We start from the raw sequence: 13,986 nt of genomic DNA, 5'->3' as shown, positions 1-13,986 counted from the left end.
GATGCAAAAAAGCCACCTCATTGAGGTGGCTTTTTTTTATGGGGTTTTGGCGCTGCCCGTTAAGGGGCGGGGCTGTACACCCTGGGGGCGCTTCGATGCGGCACATGAATAAGGTTTAACCGATAACGCCTGGCCCAGTTCACGGTAAGGGCAGTGGGAGCCGAGAGGGTAACCAGGGTGGCGATTTTGGCGCGCACCGCCTTGTGAATAAGCTCAAGGCTGCAGCGGCTGGTCATCACCACAAAGCCGCTGGCGGCATCGATGTGGTGGTTAAAGAGCGCGCCAATCAGTTTATCCAGGGCGTTGTGGCGGCCAATATCTTCGCGGCACAGCAAAATTTCGCCCTTGGCGTCGACATAAAGGGCGGCGTGCAGGGCGCCACTGGCGCGGGCCACTTCTTGCGCCTCGCTGATGCGCTGGCGCAGATTGTCAAAAAGCGCGGCGGGCGGCAGCGGCGCCGGGGTGAGGGCAATCAGCTCCGGCAGGGCCTGTTCTATGGCCTCAACGCCGCAAATTCCGCAGCCGGTGGTGCCGGCCATCAGGCGGCGGCTTTTTTTCAGCTCCCAGAAATTGCGGCTGGCAATTTCCACCTCGGCGCTGTGGGATTCTTCACCGGCGCTTAGCTGGATGTCGTAGATATCGGCCGGCGACTCGACTATCTCGTTGGTCAGGCTAAAGCCCAGCACGAAATCTTCGAGGTTACCGGGGGAGACCATCATCACCGCCTGGTTGATGCCGTTGTAACTGATGGCAAGGGCGGTTTCGCTGGCCAGCGGGAAGTGACCTTTGGTGCCGTCGAGTTCGGCAAATTCAAACTCGCTGGCCGCTTCTGGGGCGGCGTTAAAGCCGTCGGCGTCAGGCAGGATCATGATTTGTCGTCCCAGCGGCCAGCCTTTTGCTGGTCTTGCTGGCGGGCTTCAACCCAGTACTCGCCGTCTGTGCTGCGCTCTTTTTTCCAAAAGGGCGCCTGGGTCTTTAAAAAGTCCATGATGAACTCGCAGGCAGCAAAGGCGTCGCCTCGGTGGGCGGCGCTGAGCCCAACAAACACGATTTGATCGCCCAAATCGAGGGGGCCAACCCGGTGAATAAGCCGCACCCGCCCAAGGGGCCAGCGCGCGCGGGCTTGTTCCACGATATCGGCCAGCACCTTGTTGGTCATTGCTGGGTAATGCTCGAGGGTCAGGCCCGTTACCTGATTGCCCTGGTTCATGTCGCGCACCAGGCCGACAAAGGTCACCACGGCGCCGTCTTGGCGGTTTTGCTGGCAGAGCAGAGCGTACTGTTCGGCCAGGCTGAAATCCTCGGTTTGCACCCCGATATGGTCTTGCATCTTAGCCTCCGGTCACCGGCGGAAACAGCGCCACTTCGTCGCCAGCCCCCAGGGGGGCCTGCTCGTCGCTCATGGTCTGGTTAACCGCCACCAGCGCCTTACCGGCGGCCAGCTGGCTGGCCTTATCGGCAAATTCGCGGGCCAGATACTCACGAAGGGCGGCAACGGTTGGCGGCACCTCGCTAAGGGTTAATTGCTCCTGGCCCAGTTGCTCGCGGAGCTGGCCAAAAAACAGCACGTTAATCATCGGCGGCCTCGCTCTGCCAGTGGCCGGTTTTACCGCCTTGCTTTTCCAGCACGCGGATACCGTCAATCTGCATACCGGGGTCTACCGCTTTACACATGTCAAAGAGGGTCAGGGCCGCTACCGACACGGCGGTCAGCGCTTCCATTTCCACCCCGGTTTGCCCGGCCAGTTTGCAAAGGCTGGTAATGGCAATGCGCCGGTTGGCGTGGTCAATCTCAAAATCCACCGCCACTTTGCTCAGCATCAGCGGGTGGCACAGGGGAATGAGGTTTGCGCACTGCTTGGCAGCCTGAATACCGGCGATACGGGCAACCGCCAGCACGTCGCCTTTGGGCATTTGGCCGTCGCTGATAAGGGCCAGGGTTTCGGCCTTCATGGTGATAAAGCCCTGGGCTCTGGCCTGGCGTTGGGTGACCGCTTTTTCGGTCACGTCCACCATGGAGGCTTCGCCCTGGGCGTTAACGTGGCTAAGGGTGCTCATTTCAGTTGCTCTTGCTGACTTTGGTCACGAAGTTGCACGGCTTGGTGTCGATGCTGAGTTGCGGCCCGATAAGCTGCTCCCAGGCGGTGCGACAAGCATTGGTGGAGCCTGGCATACAAAAAATCAGGGTGTCGTTGGCAAGGCCGGCAAAAGCGTTGGATTGCAGTGACGAGGTGCCAATTTCGTTAAAAGACAAGTGCCGGAACAGCTCGCCAAAGCCTTCTACCGGCCGGTCAAACAGCGGCTTTAGGGCGTCGGGGGCGCAATCGCGGGGGTGAAACCCGGTACCACCGTTAATCAGCACCACCTGGATGGCGGCATCGGCTATCCACTGGCTGACCAGGGCGCGCAGTTGGTAACGGTCGCTGGCAATAAGCTGGCGGTCGCCAAGGCGATGGCCGGCACTGACCAGGGCCTCGGCCAGGTATTGGCCGGAGCTGTCTTCGGCCAGGGTGCGGCGGTCTGACAGGGTAAGTACGGCGATATTCAAAGGTTCATGGCTCATGAGAGGGTTTCACTCCTGGTGGCTTGTTGCCAATCGGCCGGGGTGTTGAGGTTTTGCAGCAGCGGCGCCGATGGGCAGGGCAGGGCGATGGCATCGAGGTGGTCGAGCAGGCGCCGCACCCGACCCTGGCCCTCGTTGGCCAGTAAATTGCCGAGAAAATCTTTGGCAGCCTGGCTGACCGGTAAATAGAGGGGCAAGAAGCAGTCGTCAAAGTAGCTGGGGCGGCCATGGGTTTTGCCGGCGTTGATCAGAGCTTGCAACCGGGGCGCGTCCATAAAGGGCATGTCCACCGGCAGCACCAGCAGCGCCGCGCCATTGGGGGTCTGTGCCAAGGCGGCATGAATGCCCCCAAGGGGCCCGGCGTTGGCAACGATATCCTGGATAAACCCGTTCTGGTTACGGCTAACCAGTATCTCTTGGCAGCCACTGGCGCCAAGCAGGGCTTTGGCACGTTCTAACAGCGATTGCCCGTCAAATTGTAACTGGGCTTTGTCTTGCCCCATGCGGCTTGATTGCCCGCCGGCCAACACCAATCCGTACAGCATTTAACCACCCAGCATGGCCAGTTGTTTGGTGGCCCCGGTAAAGCCTTCGTGCAGCCAGTGCGTGGCTTCCTTTTTACCCATCAGGGATTGGAGCCGCGCTTGCAGGGCGGCCACGTCCCCTTCTTTTAGCAAGGGGCGCAGCGGCAGGCCTTGCTCGGCAAAGAGGCACAGGTGCAGGTTACCGGTGGCAGATACCCGCAGCCGGTTACAGCTGGAACAAAAGTCCTTGCTGTAGGGCATGATAAGCCCGATGCGCCCGGCGTAGTTGGGGTGGCTAAATTCCTGGGCAGGGCCTGCGGTGACGCTGCGCTCGGCTTGCTGCCAGCCAAGGGCCAAGAGCTGCTCTTTAATGGGCAGGCCGCTAACATGGTTGGCGTTGAAAAAGTCGTGGTTATCGCCGGTTTGCATCAGCTCGATAAGGCGCAGTGACACCGGCACTTCTTTGAGCCAATCAAGGGCGGTGCCCAGCAGCGCTTCGGAATAGGGTTTGAGCAGAACGCTGTTGATTTTTACCTTCAGCCCAAGGGCCAGGGCCCGGTCGACCCCTTGCAGTATGGTTTGCAGCTTGTCATGGCCGGTAATGGCCTTGAACTGGCGTGGGTCGAGGCTGTCGATGCTGACGTTAAGGTTGGTCAGCCCCGCCTCGGCCCAAGAATCAATCATCTGGGGTAGCTTGTAGCCATTGGTGGTAACGGCCACCTCTTTAATGCCCTCGGTCCCGGCGCAGGTTTTGATTATCTCGGGCAGGTCCTTTCTCAGCGACGGCTCACCGCCGGTGATGCGGATCTTGGAGGTGCCGAGGCCGGCAAAGGCCTTGACCACGGTGGTTATCTCATCGAGCTCGAGAAAATCGCGCGGGCTATCGCACTGATAGCCGTCGGGAAGGCAATAGCTACAGCGAAAATTACATACGTCGGTAATGGACAACCGCAGGTAGTGAAAACGGCGACCAAATTTGTCTTGCAGCATGTGTCCTCACAACTGTCCGGGCGGGCAGGTTGGCCGGTATCGACCTCACCGGGGAACAACCTTAACTCACTGTAACATTTGGCCCTGCATCCATGGGGAACCGGCTACGAAACAATGCGTTGCCTGGCTGGCATGCATTTGATTACAAAGGGTACCGGCCGTGGCCGGTGCGGTCCAATTGAAATCCGTAACTCGCCAATAAGGGCTGTCTATTGACCGGCTGGAACGCTTTGTTCTTTCAAGCTTAACAGGCCGGTGCCAAGGCGCTTAGCTGGTCTGGCCGCCAAAAAGAGCGCGGGCTTCTTCAAAGCACTTTTCGGCAAGGGCCGAGCTTGGCTCACCCAGGCGGCGCAGCAGCCCGATTGGCGCCTTGGTGTGGGCATTGGCGATCGGCAGCATACGCATGTCGCCGCTTAGGCTTTCAAGGCCGATATGCAGGGGCATGATGGCGCAGCAGATCCCGGCTCGAACGGCCTGCACCAGGTGAAATGTGGAGTCGCTTTCCATCACCGGCTGTGGGTCTAAGCCTTCGCTTCTGAGCCTGGCGGTAATGGATTGGCGAAAATGCATGGTCTTGGACAACATGCCAAGAGGCACTTCGCAGGTCTCTTGCCAGGAAAGCGCTTCTTGGGTGAACTGAAAATAGCGGCTGTCAAACAGCAAACCCATGCTGGTTTGAGCCAGCTCCAGCACCTCGAACTGCTCAAGATTGATGTGCTCGAGATAGCACAGCCCCAAGTCCAGATGGTTACGGCCAAGCCCGTCGATAATTTGCTCCGAGCTTAGCGCCGAGAGCTGAAAGCTCAGCTCCGGGTAACGCTCGGAAAGCGGCTTTAGCAGCAACATGGGGTCAAAGCTTGATAGCGGTACCATGCCGATACGCAGGTTTCCCACCAACTGGCCGCGAAAATTGGCCGCCTCTGCTTGCAAGCCGTCGTGGGCCGCCAGCAAGGTTTTAGCCCAGGCCAAAATGCGCTCACCAGCTTCGGTGAAACCTTCAAAACGGTGGCCCCGGCGCACCAGGGTGAGATCAAGTTCGTCTTCCAGGCCGCTGATGCGGGTGGAAAGGGTAGGTTGGGTAACGTGGCACAGCTCTGCTGCCTTGCCAAAATGGCGGGTCTGATCGAGGGCGATCAGAAATTTAAGCTGTTTGATATCCATAGATAGACCGGGGTAACTCTGCTGTTGTTATTGTGCGGTAATACCTTAAAAGAATACAGAAACTTGAACCCGCGCTGGCCCCGGCCCGACCTGTTCCCAGCTTGCCTTTAGCCCGCCCGCCAGTGTTATTCTTCGGCCATTGGCATATGCATCTCGGCGGGTCCAATTGCGAACAAGTGTCTTCTTGGTGTGTCTTTTTTATCTTTTATCAAGAAGATGTGGCGAGTTTTTCGCTGTAGATGTGTAAATGATTTACATAAAAAGTGTAAGGGCGATTGTGCCTGCCCGGCCCACTTCATGAGGCAAAAGATGAATAACCCACTGCTTCCCGTTACTGATGCCCTGAGCCAGATGCTAAGCCGCGTCGAACCTTCCAGCCAAACCGAATCGGTGGCCCTTGATAAGGCTTTGGGAAGGGTGTTGGCCGGTGACGTGGTGGCCGGATTCTCGGTACCCGGTTTCGATAACTCGGCGATGGACGGTTACGCCTTGCGTTTTACCGACCTTGCCGAAGGTGCCGCTCTTACCTTGTGCGGCGAAGCCCTGGCTGGCCACCCTTATGGTGGCGAGCTGCCCCAAGGCGGCTGCGTGCGCATTATGACCGGCGCCGTTATCCCCCAAGGGGCCGACACGGTGGTGATGCAGGAACTGGCCTTGGTCGATGGCAATAAGGTTCGTTTCAGCGCCGCCCCGCGCCAGGGAGATAACGTGCGCTTGAAGGGTGAAGACATCCAAGAAGGCAGCACCATTCTAAAAACCGGCCACCGCCTGCAGCCGGCGGATATCGGCCTTTTGGCCTCCCTTGGCCAGGGCCAGCTTAAGGTACACAAGCGCTTGAAAGTCGCCGTTATTTCCACAGGTGACGAGCTGCGTCTGCCCGGCCAGCCCCTGGCTGAAGGCCAGCTTTATGATTCCAACCGCTTTCTTATCAAGGCCATGCTCGAGCGCTTTGGCGCCGATGTATTGGACTTGGGCCTGGTGGCAGATGACCCTTTGCAAATTGAAGCGGCCATCAAACGCGCCGTGGCCGAGGCCGATGTGCTGGTGACCAGCGCCGGCATGTCGGTGGGTAGCGCCGACCATACCCGCCAGATCCTCGAGAAAATGGGGGAGATTGGCTTTTGGAAGGTAGCCATCAAACCCGGTAAACCCTTCGCCTTTGGCAAACTGGGTGATTGCTGGTTCTTCGGCCTGCCGGGTAACCCGGTGGCGGCGGCGGTCACTCTCGATCAGTTGGTGCAACCTGTGCTTAAAGCCCTGACCGGTGAGCTGGCTGCAGCGGCGCACGGCTGGCAGGCAACCACGGTGGATAAACTGAAAAAGCAGCCGGGCCGAGCCGATTACCAGCGCGGCTTTTTCTGGCAGGAAGACGGGCGGCTGATGGTGCGTAGCACCGGCAATCAAAACTCCGGGGTGCTGAGCTCGGTGGCCTACGCCAACTGCTACATCTTGCTGGGTAAAGATGCCGGATCGGTGGAAGCCGGGGCAGGGGTAGTAATTGCCCCCTTTGGCAGCATGCTGGCAAGCTGAGTTTCACTTCGCGCTAAAAAAGGCCACCTTCGGGTGGCCTTTTTATCAGACGCTTTTCTTGTGCCACTCGTACTTGCTAAAGGCGCTGTCCATGGGGGTTTTGGCCAGATGGTTGGTGTAGTTGCTCATCACCTTTTGGGCAAGACCCAGCACCACTTCCAGCACCTGGCGGCGGGTGAAGCCGGCGTCTAAAAAGGCCTGGACCTTATCGTCTTCCACAAAGCCGCGCTGGCGCATCATCGCCAGGGTAAAGGTGCGCAGGGCCTCGAGCTTGGCGGTGGGCAGCGGAGTTTCGTCGCGAAGGGCGTTACTTATCTCGTCGCTCACCGCCATTGCTTTGGCAATGGCGGTATGGGCCGGAACACAGTAGTGGCAGTTGTTCTCTACGTTGATGGTCTGCCACACCACGGTTTTTTCGTCGTTGTTAAAACTGCTGTTTAAAAACAATTGGTGCAGCTGCTGGTAACCCTCCAAGAGCCCTGGGGCTTCGGCCATCACTGCATGCAGGCTTGGCAGGCGGCCAAAGGCGCTGATGGATTTTTGCAGCAGGGCTTTGCTTTGCTCCGGGGCGTTATCGAGGGTGTAGACGGTAAAATCGGTCATGGGTGAGCCTGTGATGGCAATGGGTGTGCCGTCACTCTAAAAGCATTTTGAGCGATCACTCAAGTTAATTTTTGAGTGATCGTTCAAGTTGGTTTATTATCTGGCCTAAATACTTCCCTTTAATCAAAAACGGCCCCGATACCCCATGGCAAGAAGTACGCTTTTTAACCGCCAACAAGCCTTGGATGACGCCATGGCACTGTTCTGGCAAAAGGGCTTTTATGCCACATCTATGAAGGACCTGGAAAAGACCCTGGATATGCGCCCCGGCAGCATTTACGCCACCTTTGGCAGCAAAGAAGGGTTATTTCAAGAGGCTTTGGCGCGCTACGCCGAGCTTGGCGCTGGCGAGCTTCAAAAAAGCCTGGATGCAAGCCGCGACCCTTTGCATGGCCTTGCCGAGCATGTGCGCCGCTTTGGTTGCCTGGGGGATGCCGGGTTGCCGTCCTGTGCCTGCATGCTGGTTAAATCCTTGCTCGAATTAGGGGAAGGGGAGGCTGCCAGCAAAGCCTTGGCAGAGCATTGCCTTGCCGATATAGAAGCGCGCTTTGCATCCGCTTTTGCCGAGGCAAAGGCCCTTGGCCAGTTGGCTGATGATGCCGAGCCGGCGCTGCTGGCCAGCCGCTTGCAGGTAGCCATTATGGGGCTTCGCTCTTATGCCCAGCGCCGCCACGACCCTAAGCTTTTAAAGACCCTTGCCGAGGACTTGGCCGCGCAAATCGAGGGGATGCGGGTAGCAGCAGCCTGATAAATCGCGGTTTTTGTTTTATTTATGGGCACTTGTCGCGGTAATGGCCGGGAACAACTTGCTTGGCTGGCGGCCTTTGCTTAGATTGGGATCCAGATATTTATCGCCTGTTGGGGGCTCGCTTGATCAAGGTTTTGCTGGTTGATGATCATGACCTGGTGCGAACCGGTATTCGCCGCATCATCGAAGATACAAAAGGTTTCAAGGTGGTTGGCGAAGCCCAAACCGGCGAAGAAGCCATCAAGCTGTGCCGCGAGGATGCCCCCGACGTGGTGCTGATGGACATGAACATGCCCGGTATCGGCGGCCTGGAAGCTACCCGCAAGCTGGCCCGTTACTGCCCCGACACCAAGATCATCGTGCTGACCGTGGTCACCGAAGATCCCATCCCGCAAAAAGTGATGCAGGCCGGCGCTGCCGGTTACCTCACCAAGGGCGCCAACCCCGATGAAATGATCAAAGCCATCAAAGCGGTAAGCGTCGGCCAGCGTTACCTGGCGCCGGACATTGCCCAGAAGATGGCGCTGCGCCAGTTCAGCGGGGTGGACGACAACCCCTTTAACCAGCTGTCCGAGCGTGAATTGCAGATCATGATGATGATCACCCGGGGCGAGAAGGTGCAGGACATCTCCGAGAAGCTGAACCTGAGCCCCAAAACGGTGAACAGTTACCGATACCGCCTCTTTGAGAAGCTGGACATCACCAACGACGTGGAGCTAACCCACCTGGCCATTCGCCACGGGATGCTGGATACCAGCAAGCTCTGAGATGTTTGATGTCAAAGCCTTCCTGAAAAACCTCACCGGCCAGCCCGGTGTTTACCGCATGTACGACAGTGACGGCACCGTCATCTATGTGGGTAAGGCCAAGGATCTGAAAAAGCGGGTATCAAGCTACTTTACCCGCTCCCAGCAAAGCCCGAAAACAGTGGCGCTGGTGGCCAACATCAATCATATCGAGGTGACGGTAACCAACACCGAAACCGAAGCCCTTATCCTCGAAAACCACCTGATCAAAGCCCACAGACCCAAGTACAACGTGCTGCTGCGGGACGATAAAAGCTACCCCTATATTCTGGTGTCCGGTCATCGCCATGCCCGCCTTGGGGTGCATCGGGGGGCTCGCAAAGAAAAAGGCGACTACTTCGGCCCTTACCCTTCGGCCGGCGCGGTACGCGAGTCTTTAAAACTGATGCAGCGGCTGTTTCCGGTGCGCCAGTGCGACGACAGCGTTTATCGCAACCGTTCCCGCCCTTGCCTGCAATATCAGCTTAAGCGTTGCCTCGCCCCTTGCGTGGCGGGCTATGTGAGCGACGAGGCGTACGCCGAGCAGGTGAAACTTGCCAAATTGTTTTTGAGCGGCAAGAACCAGCAGGTGATTGCCGATCTGGTAGCCAATATGGAAGCGGCCTCCAAAGGCCTGAAATTTGAAGACGCAGCCCGGTTTCGCGACCAAATTCAAGCCATGCGGACCGTTCAAGAGCGCCAGTGGGTAAGCGGCGACGCCGAAGAGCTGGACATTATCGCCACCGCCGAGCGCCAGGGAGTGTTGGCGGTACAGGTGCTTATCGTGCGAGACAACAAAGTGCTGGGCTCGCGCAGTTATTTTCCCAAGATCCCCAGAGACACCGACAGCATCGAGGCCTTTGAGGCCTTCTTGCAGCAGTTCTACCTAGGCGGCATGCATGGCCGCCAGGTCCCCAGCGAAGTGCTGCTGGACCGCCAATTGCCTGAGCTAGACCTGATTGCGGCAGCGGTGAGCGAAGATGCCGGGCGCAAGGTGCAGTTTAAAACCAATGTCCGGGGTGAGCGCCGCCGCTACCTGGAGCTGGCTCGCAAGAACGCCGAAACCGCCCTTGATGCCCAGCTGGCCCATAAAGGTACCCTTGCCGGGCGTTATAAGGCCCTGAAAAGCTTTTTGGGGCTGGAAACGCCCATTGAGCGGATGGAGTGCTTTGATATCTCCCACACCCAGGGCACCCATACCGTGGCGTCCAACGTGGTGTTCGGCCCTGAAGGCCCGCTCAAATCCGATTACCGGCGCTTTAATATCGAGGGCATTACCCCAGGGGACGACTACGCCGCCATGGCCCAGGCTATGGCCCGGCGCTTTAAATCCCCGGAAGACACCTTGCCGGACATCCTTTTTATCGACGGTGGTAAGGGCCAGTTGGCCCAGGCCGAAGCCCATTTTGAAGACTGGCCGCGGGCGCCGCTGATCATTGGCGTGGCTAAAGGGGTCGACCGACGGGCAGGGCAGGAGGTGCTTATTTTTGGCTACAGCGGCAAGGAGCTGACCTTGCCGCCGGACAGTCCGGCCCTGCATCTGGTGCAGCATATTCGCGATGAATCGCACCGTTTTGCCATTACCGGCCACCGTGGCCAGCGAGCCAAAGCCGGGCGTACCTCGACCTTGGAGAACATCGAAGGGGTGGGCCCCAAGCGGCGCCAACAACTGCTGAAATTCCTGGGTGGATTGCAGCAAGTCAGGTCGGCCAGCATCGACGAACTGGCCAAGGTGCCGGGTATAAGTCGTTCATTGGCCGAGAAGATCCATGCTACACTGCACAGCCATTGAAGGGCCTCCCCGTACTGTCATGACCATCCCAAACCTGCTTACTCTGTTCAGGCTGCTGCTGATCCCCATTTTCCTGGTGCTGTTTTACGTGCCGGTGTCCTGGGCACACTATGGCGCTGCGTTTATCTTCTGGCTGGCCGCCATCACCGACTGGCTGGACGGTTATCTGGCCCGCAAACTTCAGCAAACCACCCCCTTTGGCGCCTTTTTAGACCCGGTTGCCGACAAGGTGATGGTCACTGCCGCCCTGGTGCTGATTGTTGAGGATTACCAGAGCCTGTGGGTAACGGTGCCGGCCATCATCATGATCAGCCGTGAAATTGTTATCTCTGCCCTGCGTGAATGGATGGCGGAGCTTGGCAAACGTTCCCATGTGGCGGTGTCGTGGATTGGCAAGGTAAAAACCACTGCCCAGATGCTGGCTTTGATTGGCCTAGTGTCTAGCTGGGAGCCCTTTGTGGTGCTGGGTATGCCGCTACTCTATATCGCGGTGATCCTGACCTTGTGGTCGATGATCAGTTACCTTGCCGCTGCCTGGAAGGATCTGTGGAGCAAGGCCGGGGCTTAATGCTCAAAACAGCGCCTGATTGCTGTTTTTTTGGCTAAACAGTCATAACTCAATGTTTTACGTTATTGACTCGCCCCGGCAGAAAGGTAGAATGGCTCGCACTTCCGGGGGTACCCGGCGGCTGTAGACCGGGCCTTGCGCCAGGTTGTAGAGCAAAGACAATGCGGGAATAGCTCAGTGGTAGAGCACAACCTTGCCAAGGTTGGGGTCGCGAGTTCAAGTCTCGTTTCCCGCTCCAAATTTACGACGTAGTTGGTGAGATTAACTGGCTACGCGGTGTGAGAATCGCGACGGTCGCGAGCCGAATGTCGGCAGAGGCTAGTCTGGTTTCCCACGTCGAATTAGATAAAACCGGTAACCTACCGGTTCTTATCAAAAGAACAGCGATGTTCACCCAAGGCGCGATGGCAGAATGGCTATGCAGCGGATTGCAAATCCGTGGATCTCGGTTCGACTCCGGGTCGCGCCTCCAGATAAAAGATAACGGCTTCAAGCGGTTATCTGGGCGACAAGCCTAACCCGATAATGGCGCGATGGCAGAATGGCTATGCAGCGGATTGCAAATCCGTGGATCTCGGTTCGACTCCGGGTCGCGCCTCCATCATTACACCAGCCCGGATGGTGAAATTGGTAGACACAAGGGATTTAAAATCCCTCGACGTTCGCGTTGTGCGGGTTCAAGTCCCGCTCCGGGCACCATACGCAAAACCCAGCTGCAGAGCTGGGTTTTTTTGTTTTTTACCCTTCCTATCACCAATACGCCGTCACCTGCATCAAGTCGCCATCGGTATCCATTTTGGCTTCGATATGGCGGGTCACCACCTTGCCTTGGTCGTTGCCTTCGCCGTAGGTCATGGTAACCAGGTAATAGTCGGGATAGTGGTCTTCATAGTCGGTTTTGACGTGCACGAAACTGCCTGGGTTATCCATATGCCCTTTAACGTATTTCACCAGTGCCAGGCTGGAGCTGTCTGATGGGGAAAAGCCTGTGGGCAAGCCGGCCGCTGGCGCCGGCAGAGCGTTGATCTGCGCCAACGTCATTTGGCCAGCCTGGCGGATACGGTTGTGGATGTCGTACGCAACCCAGGCAATAACCACACCGGTGAACAGGGCCAAAGCCAGCATTTGGCTAAGGTAATGGCCACGGATTGCCGCAGGAGAAACGCGTGAGGATGGTTGGAAACGCTGCCTTGCTTTGCGTGTTGTCATGTTCAGCATCCTTGCTACATATTCAGCAAAGATAGTGCGCTTTGACAGGAGTGCAACCAGCGAGGCGAGAGAAGGCGAAAGAGCGAACAGTGATATGTTCGGAAAAGCCCGGCACCAGATGCCGGGCTTTTTGTCCTTACAGCTCGGCCAGCAGGCTAATCGATACCCAGCCTACCTGGCCGCCCACATCGATTTTGACCCAGTTGCCGGATACTTCAACCGGCACCACGTTATGGCCAAGGGGCAGGGTGCGGACAATACCGTAACCGGTGCCGGGGCCCCTGCGGATACGGGCACTTTTTACCTTAATGCGGTAGTTGTGCCCAGGTACGGCATGGGGCGGGCCACGATGTTCCCCTTTGCCGGCCATGGCATGTTCATTTTTGCCGGGGCCGTGCTCGGGTTTGTGTTGCTCGGCCTTATCACCCATGCCCTGGTGCATGTTTTGGTCGTGATGTTGCTCTGGTTGGGGAGAGTGGCTTTCCTGGCAAGGTTTGCCTTCTTTGCAGGGCGCAGCTTGTGAAACAGCGGGGAGCAGCAGGCTGGCCGCAGCCAGCAGGGGGAGAATGACTTTCATGGCTGTTCTCTTTGTGGGTAATTGAGCCGATTCTAAGGTTTCATGGCGCCTTTACCGCAACAGCTCTAGGGCCTGCGTTCAGTTATGGTTGCGGTTCACAGGCAAAATTGCTACCTTTGGCCCCGCTTTGGGGAGTAGCCGACTTTCCTTCTGGGAAAGTGCCTGTGTCAACATTCTCGGTCCTCATGACCGTGGTACAGGCGACCGAAAGGTAGGTGAGACCATCGACAGTTTCGCGCCATAAAGGCTGGGCGTGCGTGCTGTCGTGGTAACTACCGCCCGGCCTGGATAACGTAACCGTGAGCTTTGTATCTCTGCTTTTTATCGCTTTTGCCATGTCAACCGACGCCTTTGCCGTCGCGGTTGCCAGAGGCGCCACCCTTAAACACCCCCACTTTGGCCGTGCTTTTAAAACCGGCGTGCTGTTTGGCTCGGTAGAAGCCATTTCCCCCCTGATCGGCTGGCTGATTGGTATCGGCGCCGCCAGTTATATTGTCAAGTGGGACCACTGGCTGGCCTTCGGCTTACTGCTGGCCCTGGGCCTGAAGATGATCCATGAAGGCCTGCAAAAACCCGAAGAAGGGGAAGAGGCTGACGACAAGGCCAAACGCTCCCGAGTGATGATGCTGCTGACCGCTGTTGCCACCAGCATTGACGCCATGGCCATTGGCCTGGGATTTGCCTTTATCGACGTCAATATCTTTGAAGCCTCGCTCCTTATTGGCCTTGCCACCCTGACCATGGTGACCTTCGGCATCATGCTGGGCCAGCGCCTTGGCGCGATGATCGGCAAGCGGGCCGAGCTGCTGGGGGGCGTGGTGTTGATCGTGGTCGGTAGCGTTATCCTTCGCGAACACCTTTTGGGCCTTGCCTGATAAAAACGCTTTCACATACGGAAAATCATATATATGATTTTCCGTATGTCTTAGGAGTCGT

The 13,986-nt window shown here is 57.6% G+C and carries 17 protein-coding genes, 4 tRNA genes and 1 riboswitch; of the genes, 10 read left to right on the top strand and 11 right to left on the bottom strand.

The features are described from left to right. Window positions 1-59: 59 nt before the first annotated feature. From fdhD to AC22G1_RS10540, 8 genes are all read right to left on the bottom strand, one after another. Entirely contained in the window at window positions 60-869 is an 810-nt protein-coding gene (fdhD, locus tag AC22G1_RS10575; protein ID WP_123421441.1) for a formate dehydrogenase accessory sulfurtransferase FdhD, read from the bottom strand. Further along, complete coding sequence (gene moaE / locus AC22G1_RS10570; protein WP_487313356.1) at window positions 866-1,330, bottom strand: molybdopterin synthase catalytic subunit MoaE; 465 nt, start codon at window positions 1,328-1,330, stop codon at window positions 866-868. Before moaE ends, fdhD begins: the two co-directional genes overlap by 4 nt. 1 nt (window position 1,331) lies before the next feature. Beyond that, on the bottom strand, window positions 1,332-1,577 hold the full coding sequence (gene moaD / locus AC22G1_RS10565) for a molybdopterin converting factor subunit 1 (protein WP_487313355.1): 246 nt from the start codon (window positions 1,575-1,577) through the stop codon (window positions 1,332-1,334). After that, the gene (gene moaC / locus AC22G1_RS10560; RefSeq protein WP_123421438.1) at window positions 1,570-2,058 is read right to left on the bottom strand and encodes a cyclic pyranopterin monophosphate synthase MoaC; all 489 of its coding nucleotides are present in this window, start codon (window positions 2,056-2,058) and stop codon (window positions 1,570-1,572) included. The genes moaD and moaC overlap by 8 nt, the downstream gene beginning before the upstream one ends. A gap of 1 nt (window position 2,059) precedes the next feature. Continuing rightward, entirely contained in the window at window positions 2,060-2,563 is a 504-nt protein-coding gene (gene moaB, locus AC22G1_RS10555) for a molybdenum cofactor biosynthesis protein B (protein ID WP_050660096.1), read from the bottom strand. Further along, window positions 2,560-3,108: a molybdenum cofactor guanylyltransferase gene (gene mobA / locus AC22G1_RS10550; protein WP_487313354.1), complete on the bottom strand. Its 549-nt coding sequence runs from the start codon at window positions 3,106-3,108 to the stop codon at window positions 2,560-2,562. Before mobA ends, moaB begins: the two co-directional genes overlap by 4 nt. Then, entirely contained in the window at window positions 3,109-4,077 is a 969-nt protein-coding gene (gene moaA / locus AC22G1_RS10545) for a GTP 3',8-cyclase MoaA (RefSeq protein WP_487313353.1), read from the bottom strand. Window positions 4,078-4,344: 267 nt separating this feature from the next. Beyond that, window positions 4,345-5,238: a LysR family transcriptional regulator gene (locus AC22G1_RS10540; RefSeq protein ID WP_487313352.1), complete on the bottom strand. Its 894-nt coding sequence runs from the start codon at window positions 5,236-5,238 to the stop codon at window positions 4,345-4,347. Window positions 5,239-5,547: 309 nt separating this feature from the next. Between AC22G1_RS10540 and moeA the strand changes: the two genes are divergently transcribed. Continuing rightward, a complete protein-coding gene (moeA, locus tag AC22G1_RS10535; protein WP_487313351.1) occupies window positions 5,548-6,768 on the top strand; it encodes a molybdopterin molybdotransferase MoeA in 1,221 nt (406 codons plus the stop codon). A gap of 45 nt (window positions 6,769-6,813) precedes the next feature. Here moeA and AC22G1_RS10530 read toward each other — a convergent pair whose 3' ends face one another. After that, the gene (locus AC22G1_RS10530) at window positions 6,814-7,371 is read right to left on the bottom strand and encodes a carboxymuconolactone decarboxylase family protein (RefSeq protein ID WP_487313350.1); all 558 of its coding nucleotides are present in this window, start codon (window positions 7,369-7,371) and stop codon (window positions 6,814-6,816) included. A gap of 145 nt (window positions 7,372-7,516) precedes the next feature. Between AC22G1_RS10530 and AC22G1_RS10525 the strand changes: the two genes are divergently transcribed. The 8 genes from AC22G1_RS10525 to AC22G1_RS10490 all read left to right on the top strand — a co-directional run bounded on the left by AC22G1_RS10525 (window position 7,517) and on the right by AC22G1_RS10490 (window position 11,963). Then, the gene (locus tag AC22G1_RS10525; protein WP_487313349.1) at window positions 7,517-8,119 is read left to right on the top strand and encodes a TetR/AcrR family transcriptional regulator; all 603 of its coding nucleotides are present in this window, start codon (window positions 7,517-7,519) and stop codon (window positions 8,117-8,119) included. Between the two features lie 122 nt (window positions 8,120-8,241). Beyond that, a complete protein-coding gene (gene uvrY, locus AC22G1_RS10520) occupies window positions 8,242-8,886 on the top strand; it encodes a UvrY/SirA/GacA family response regulator transcription factor (protein ID WP_487313348.1) in 645 nt (214 codons plus the stop codon). A 1-nt stretch (window position 8,887) separates the two neighbouring features. Beyond that, a complete protein-coding gene (uvrC, locus tag AC22G1_RS10515; protein ID WP_487313347.1) occupies window positions 8,888-10,696 on the top strand; it encodes an excinuclease ABC subunit UvrC in 1,809 nt (602 codons plus the stop codon). Window positions 10,697-10,715: 19 nt separating this feature from the next. Then, on the top strand, window positions 10,716-11,264 hold the full coding sequence (pgsA, locus tag AC22G1_RS10510; RefSeq protein ID WP_050660059.1) for a CDP-diacylglycerol--glycerol-3-phosphate 3-phosphatidyltransferase: 549 nt from the start codon (window positions 10,716-10,718) through the stop codon (window positions 11,262-11,264). A gap of 163 nt (window positions 11,265-11,427) precedes the next feature. Further along, window positions 11,428-11,502 (top strand) — tRNA-Gly (locus tag AC22G1_RS10505). Between the two features lie 160 nt (window positions 11,503-11,662). Beyond that, a tRNA-Cys gene (locus AC22G1_RS10500) sits at window positions 11,663-11,736 on the top strand. Window positions 11,737-11,791: 55 nt separating this feature from the next. Beyond that, window positions 11,792-11,865: transfer RNA gene (locus AC22G1_RS10495), tRNA-Cys, on the top strand. A gap of 11 nt (window positions 11,866-11,876) precedes the next feature. Next, window positions 11,877-11,963, top strand: a tRNA-Leu gene (locus AC22G1_RS10490). A gap of 51 nt (window positions 11,964-12,014) precedes the next feature. On the opposite strand, the gene AC22G1_RS10485 is transcribed toward AC22G1_RS10490, so the two are convergent. After that, the gene (locus AC22G1_RS10485; RefSeq protein WP_487313346.1) at window positions 12,015-12,473 is read right to left on the bottom strand and encodes a hypothetical protein; all 459 of its coding nucleotides are present in this window, start codon (window positions 12,471-12,473) and stop codon (window positions 12,015-12,017) included. A 136-nt stretch (window positions 12,474-12,609) separates the two neighbouring features. Beyond that, the gene (locus AC22G1_RS10480) at window positions 12,610-13,050 is read right to left on the bottom strand and encodes an SH3 domain-containing protein (RefSeq protein WP_487313345.1); all 441 of its coding nucleotides are present in this window, start codon (window positions 13,048-13,050) and stop codon (window positions 12,610-12,612) included. A 122-nt stretch (window positions 13,051-13,172) separates the two neighbouring features. Next, window positions 13,173-13,334: riboswitch (yybP-ykoY riboswitch) on the top strand. Window positions 13,335-13,349: 15 nt separating this feature from the next. Here AC22G1_RS10480 and AC22G1_RS10475 point away from each other — a divergent pair. After that, window positions 13,350-13,925 carry a manganese efflux pump MntP gene (locus tag AC22G1_RS10475; RefSeq protein ID WP_487313344.1) on the top strand — a complete coding sequence of 192 codons (576 nt, stop codon included), beginning with the start codon at window positions 13,350-13,352 and terminating at the stop codon, window positions 13,923-13,925. Window positions 13,926-13,986 lie beyond the last annotated feature (61 nt).

Source organism: Gallaecimonas zhanjiangensis (genome assembly GCF_057624825.1).
This window is presented reverse-complemented; position numbering and strand designations above follow the sequence as displayed.

What these genes read in the sequence shown, in the direction of transcription:
- fdhD (WP_123421441.1), bottom strand. Translation starts at nt 869, where the DNA reads ATGATCCTGCCTGACGCCGACGGCTTTAACGCCGCCCCAGAAGCGGCC.
- moaE (WP_487313356.1), bottom strand. Translation starts at nt 1,330, where the DNA reads ATGCAAGACCATATCGGGGTGCAAACCGAGGATTTCAGCCTGGCCGAA.
- moaD (WP_487313355.1), bottom strand. Translation starts at nt 1,577, where the DNA reads ATGATTAACGTGCTGTTTTTTGGCCAGCTCCGCGAGCAACTGGGCCAG.
- moaC (WP_123421438.1), bottom strand. Translation starts at nt 2,058, where the DNA reads ATGAGCACCCTTAGCCACGTTAACGCCCAGGGCGAAGCCTCCATGGTG.
- moaB (WP_050660096.1), bottom strand. Translation starts at nt 2,563, where the DNA reads ATGAGCCATGAACCTTTGAATATCGCCGTACTTACCCTGTCAGACCGC.
- mobA (WP_487313354.1), bottom strand. Translation starts at nt 3,108, where the DNA reads ATGCTGTACGGATTGGTGTTGGCCGGCGGGCAATCAAGCCGCATGGGG.
- moaA (WP_487313353.1), bottom strand. Translation starts at nt 4,077, where the DNA reads ATGCTGCAAGACAAATTTGGTCGCCGTTTTCACTACCTGCGGTTGTCC.
- AC22G1_RS10540 (WP_487313352.1), bottom strand. Translation starts at nt 5,238, where the DNA reads ATGGATATCAAACAGCTTAAATTTCTGATCGCCCTCGATCAGACCCGC.
- moeA (WP_487313351.1), top strand. Translation starts at nt 5,548, where the DNA reads ATGAATAACCCACTGCTTCCCGTTACTGATGCCCTGAGCCAGATGCTA.
- AC22G1_RS10530 (WP_487313350.1), bottom strand. Translation starts at nt 7,371, where the DNA reads ATGACCGATTTTACCGTCTACACCCTCGATAACGCCCCGGAGCAAAGC.
- AC22G1_RS10525 (WP_487313349.1), top strand. Translation starts at nt 7,517, where the DNA reads ATGGCAAGAAGTACGCTTTTTAACCGCCAACAAGCCTTGGATGACGCC.
- uvrC (WP_487313347.1), top strand. Translation starts at nt 8,888, where the DNA reads ATGTTTGATGTCAAAGCCTTCCTGAAAAACCTCACCGGCCAGCCCGGT.
- pgsA (WP_050660059.1), top strand. Translation starts at nt 10,716, where the DNA reads ATGACCATCCCAAACCTGCTTACTCTGTTCAGGCTGCTGCTGATCCCC.
- AC22G1_RS10485 (WP_487313346.1), bottom strand. Translation starts at nt 12,473, where the DNA reads ATGACAACACGCAAAGCAAGGCAGCGTTTCCAACCATCCTCACGCGTT.
- AC22G1_RS10480 (WP_487313345.1), bottom strand. Translation starts at nt 13,050, where the DNA reads ATGAAAGTCATTCTCCCCCTGCTGGCTGCGGCCAGCCTGCTGCTCCCC.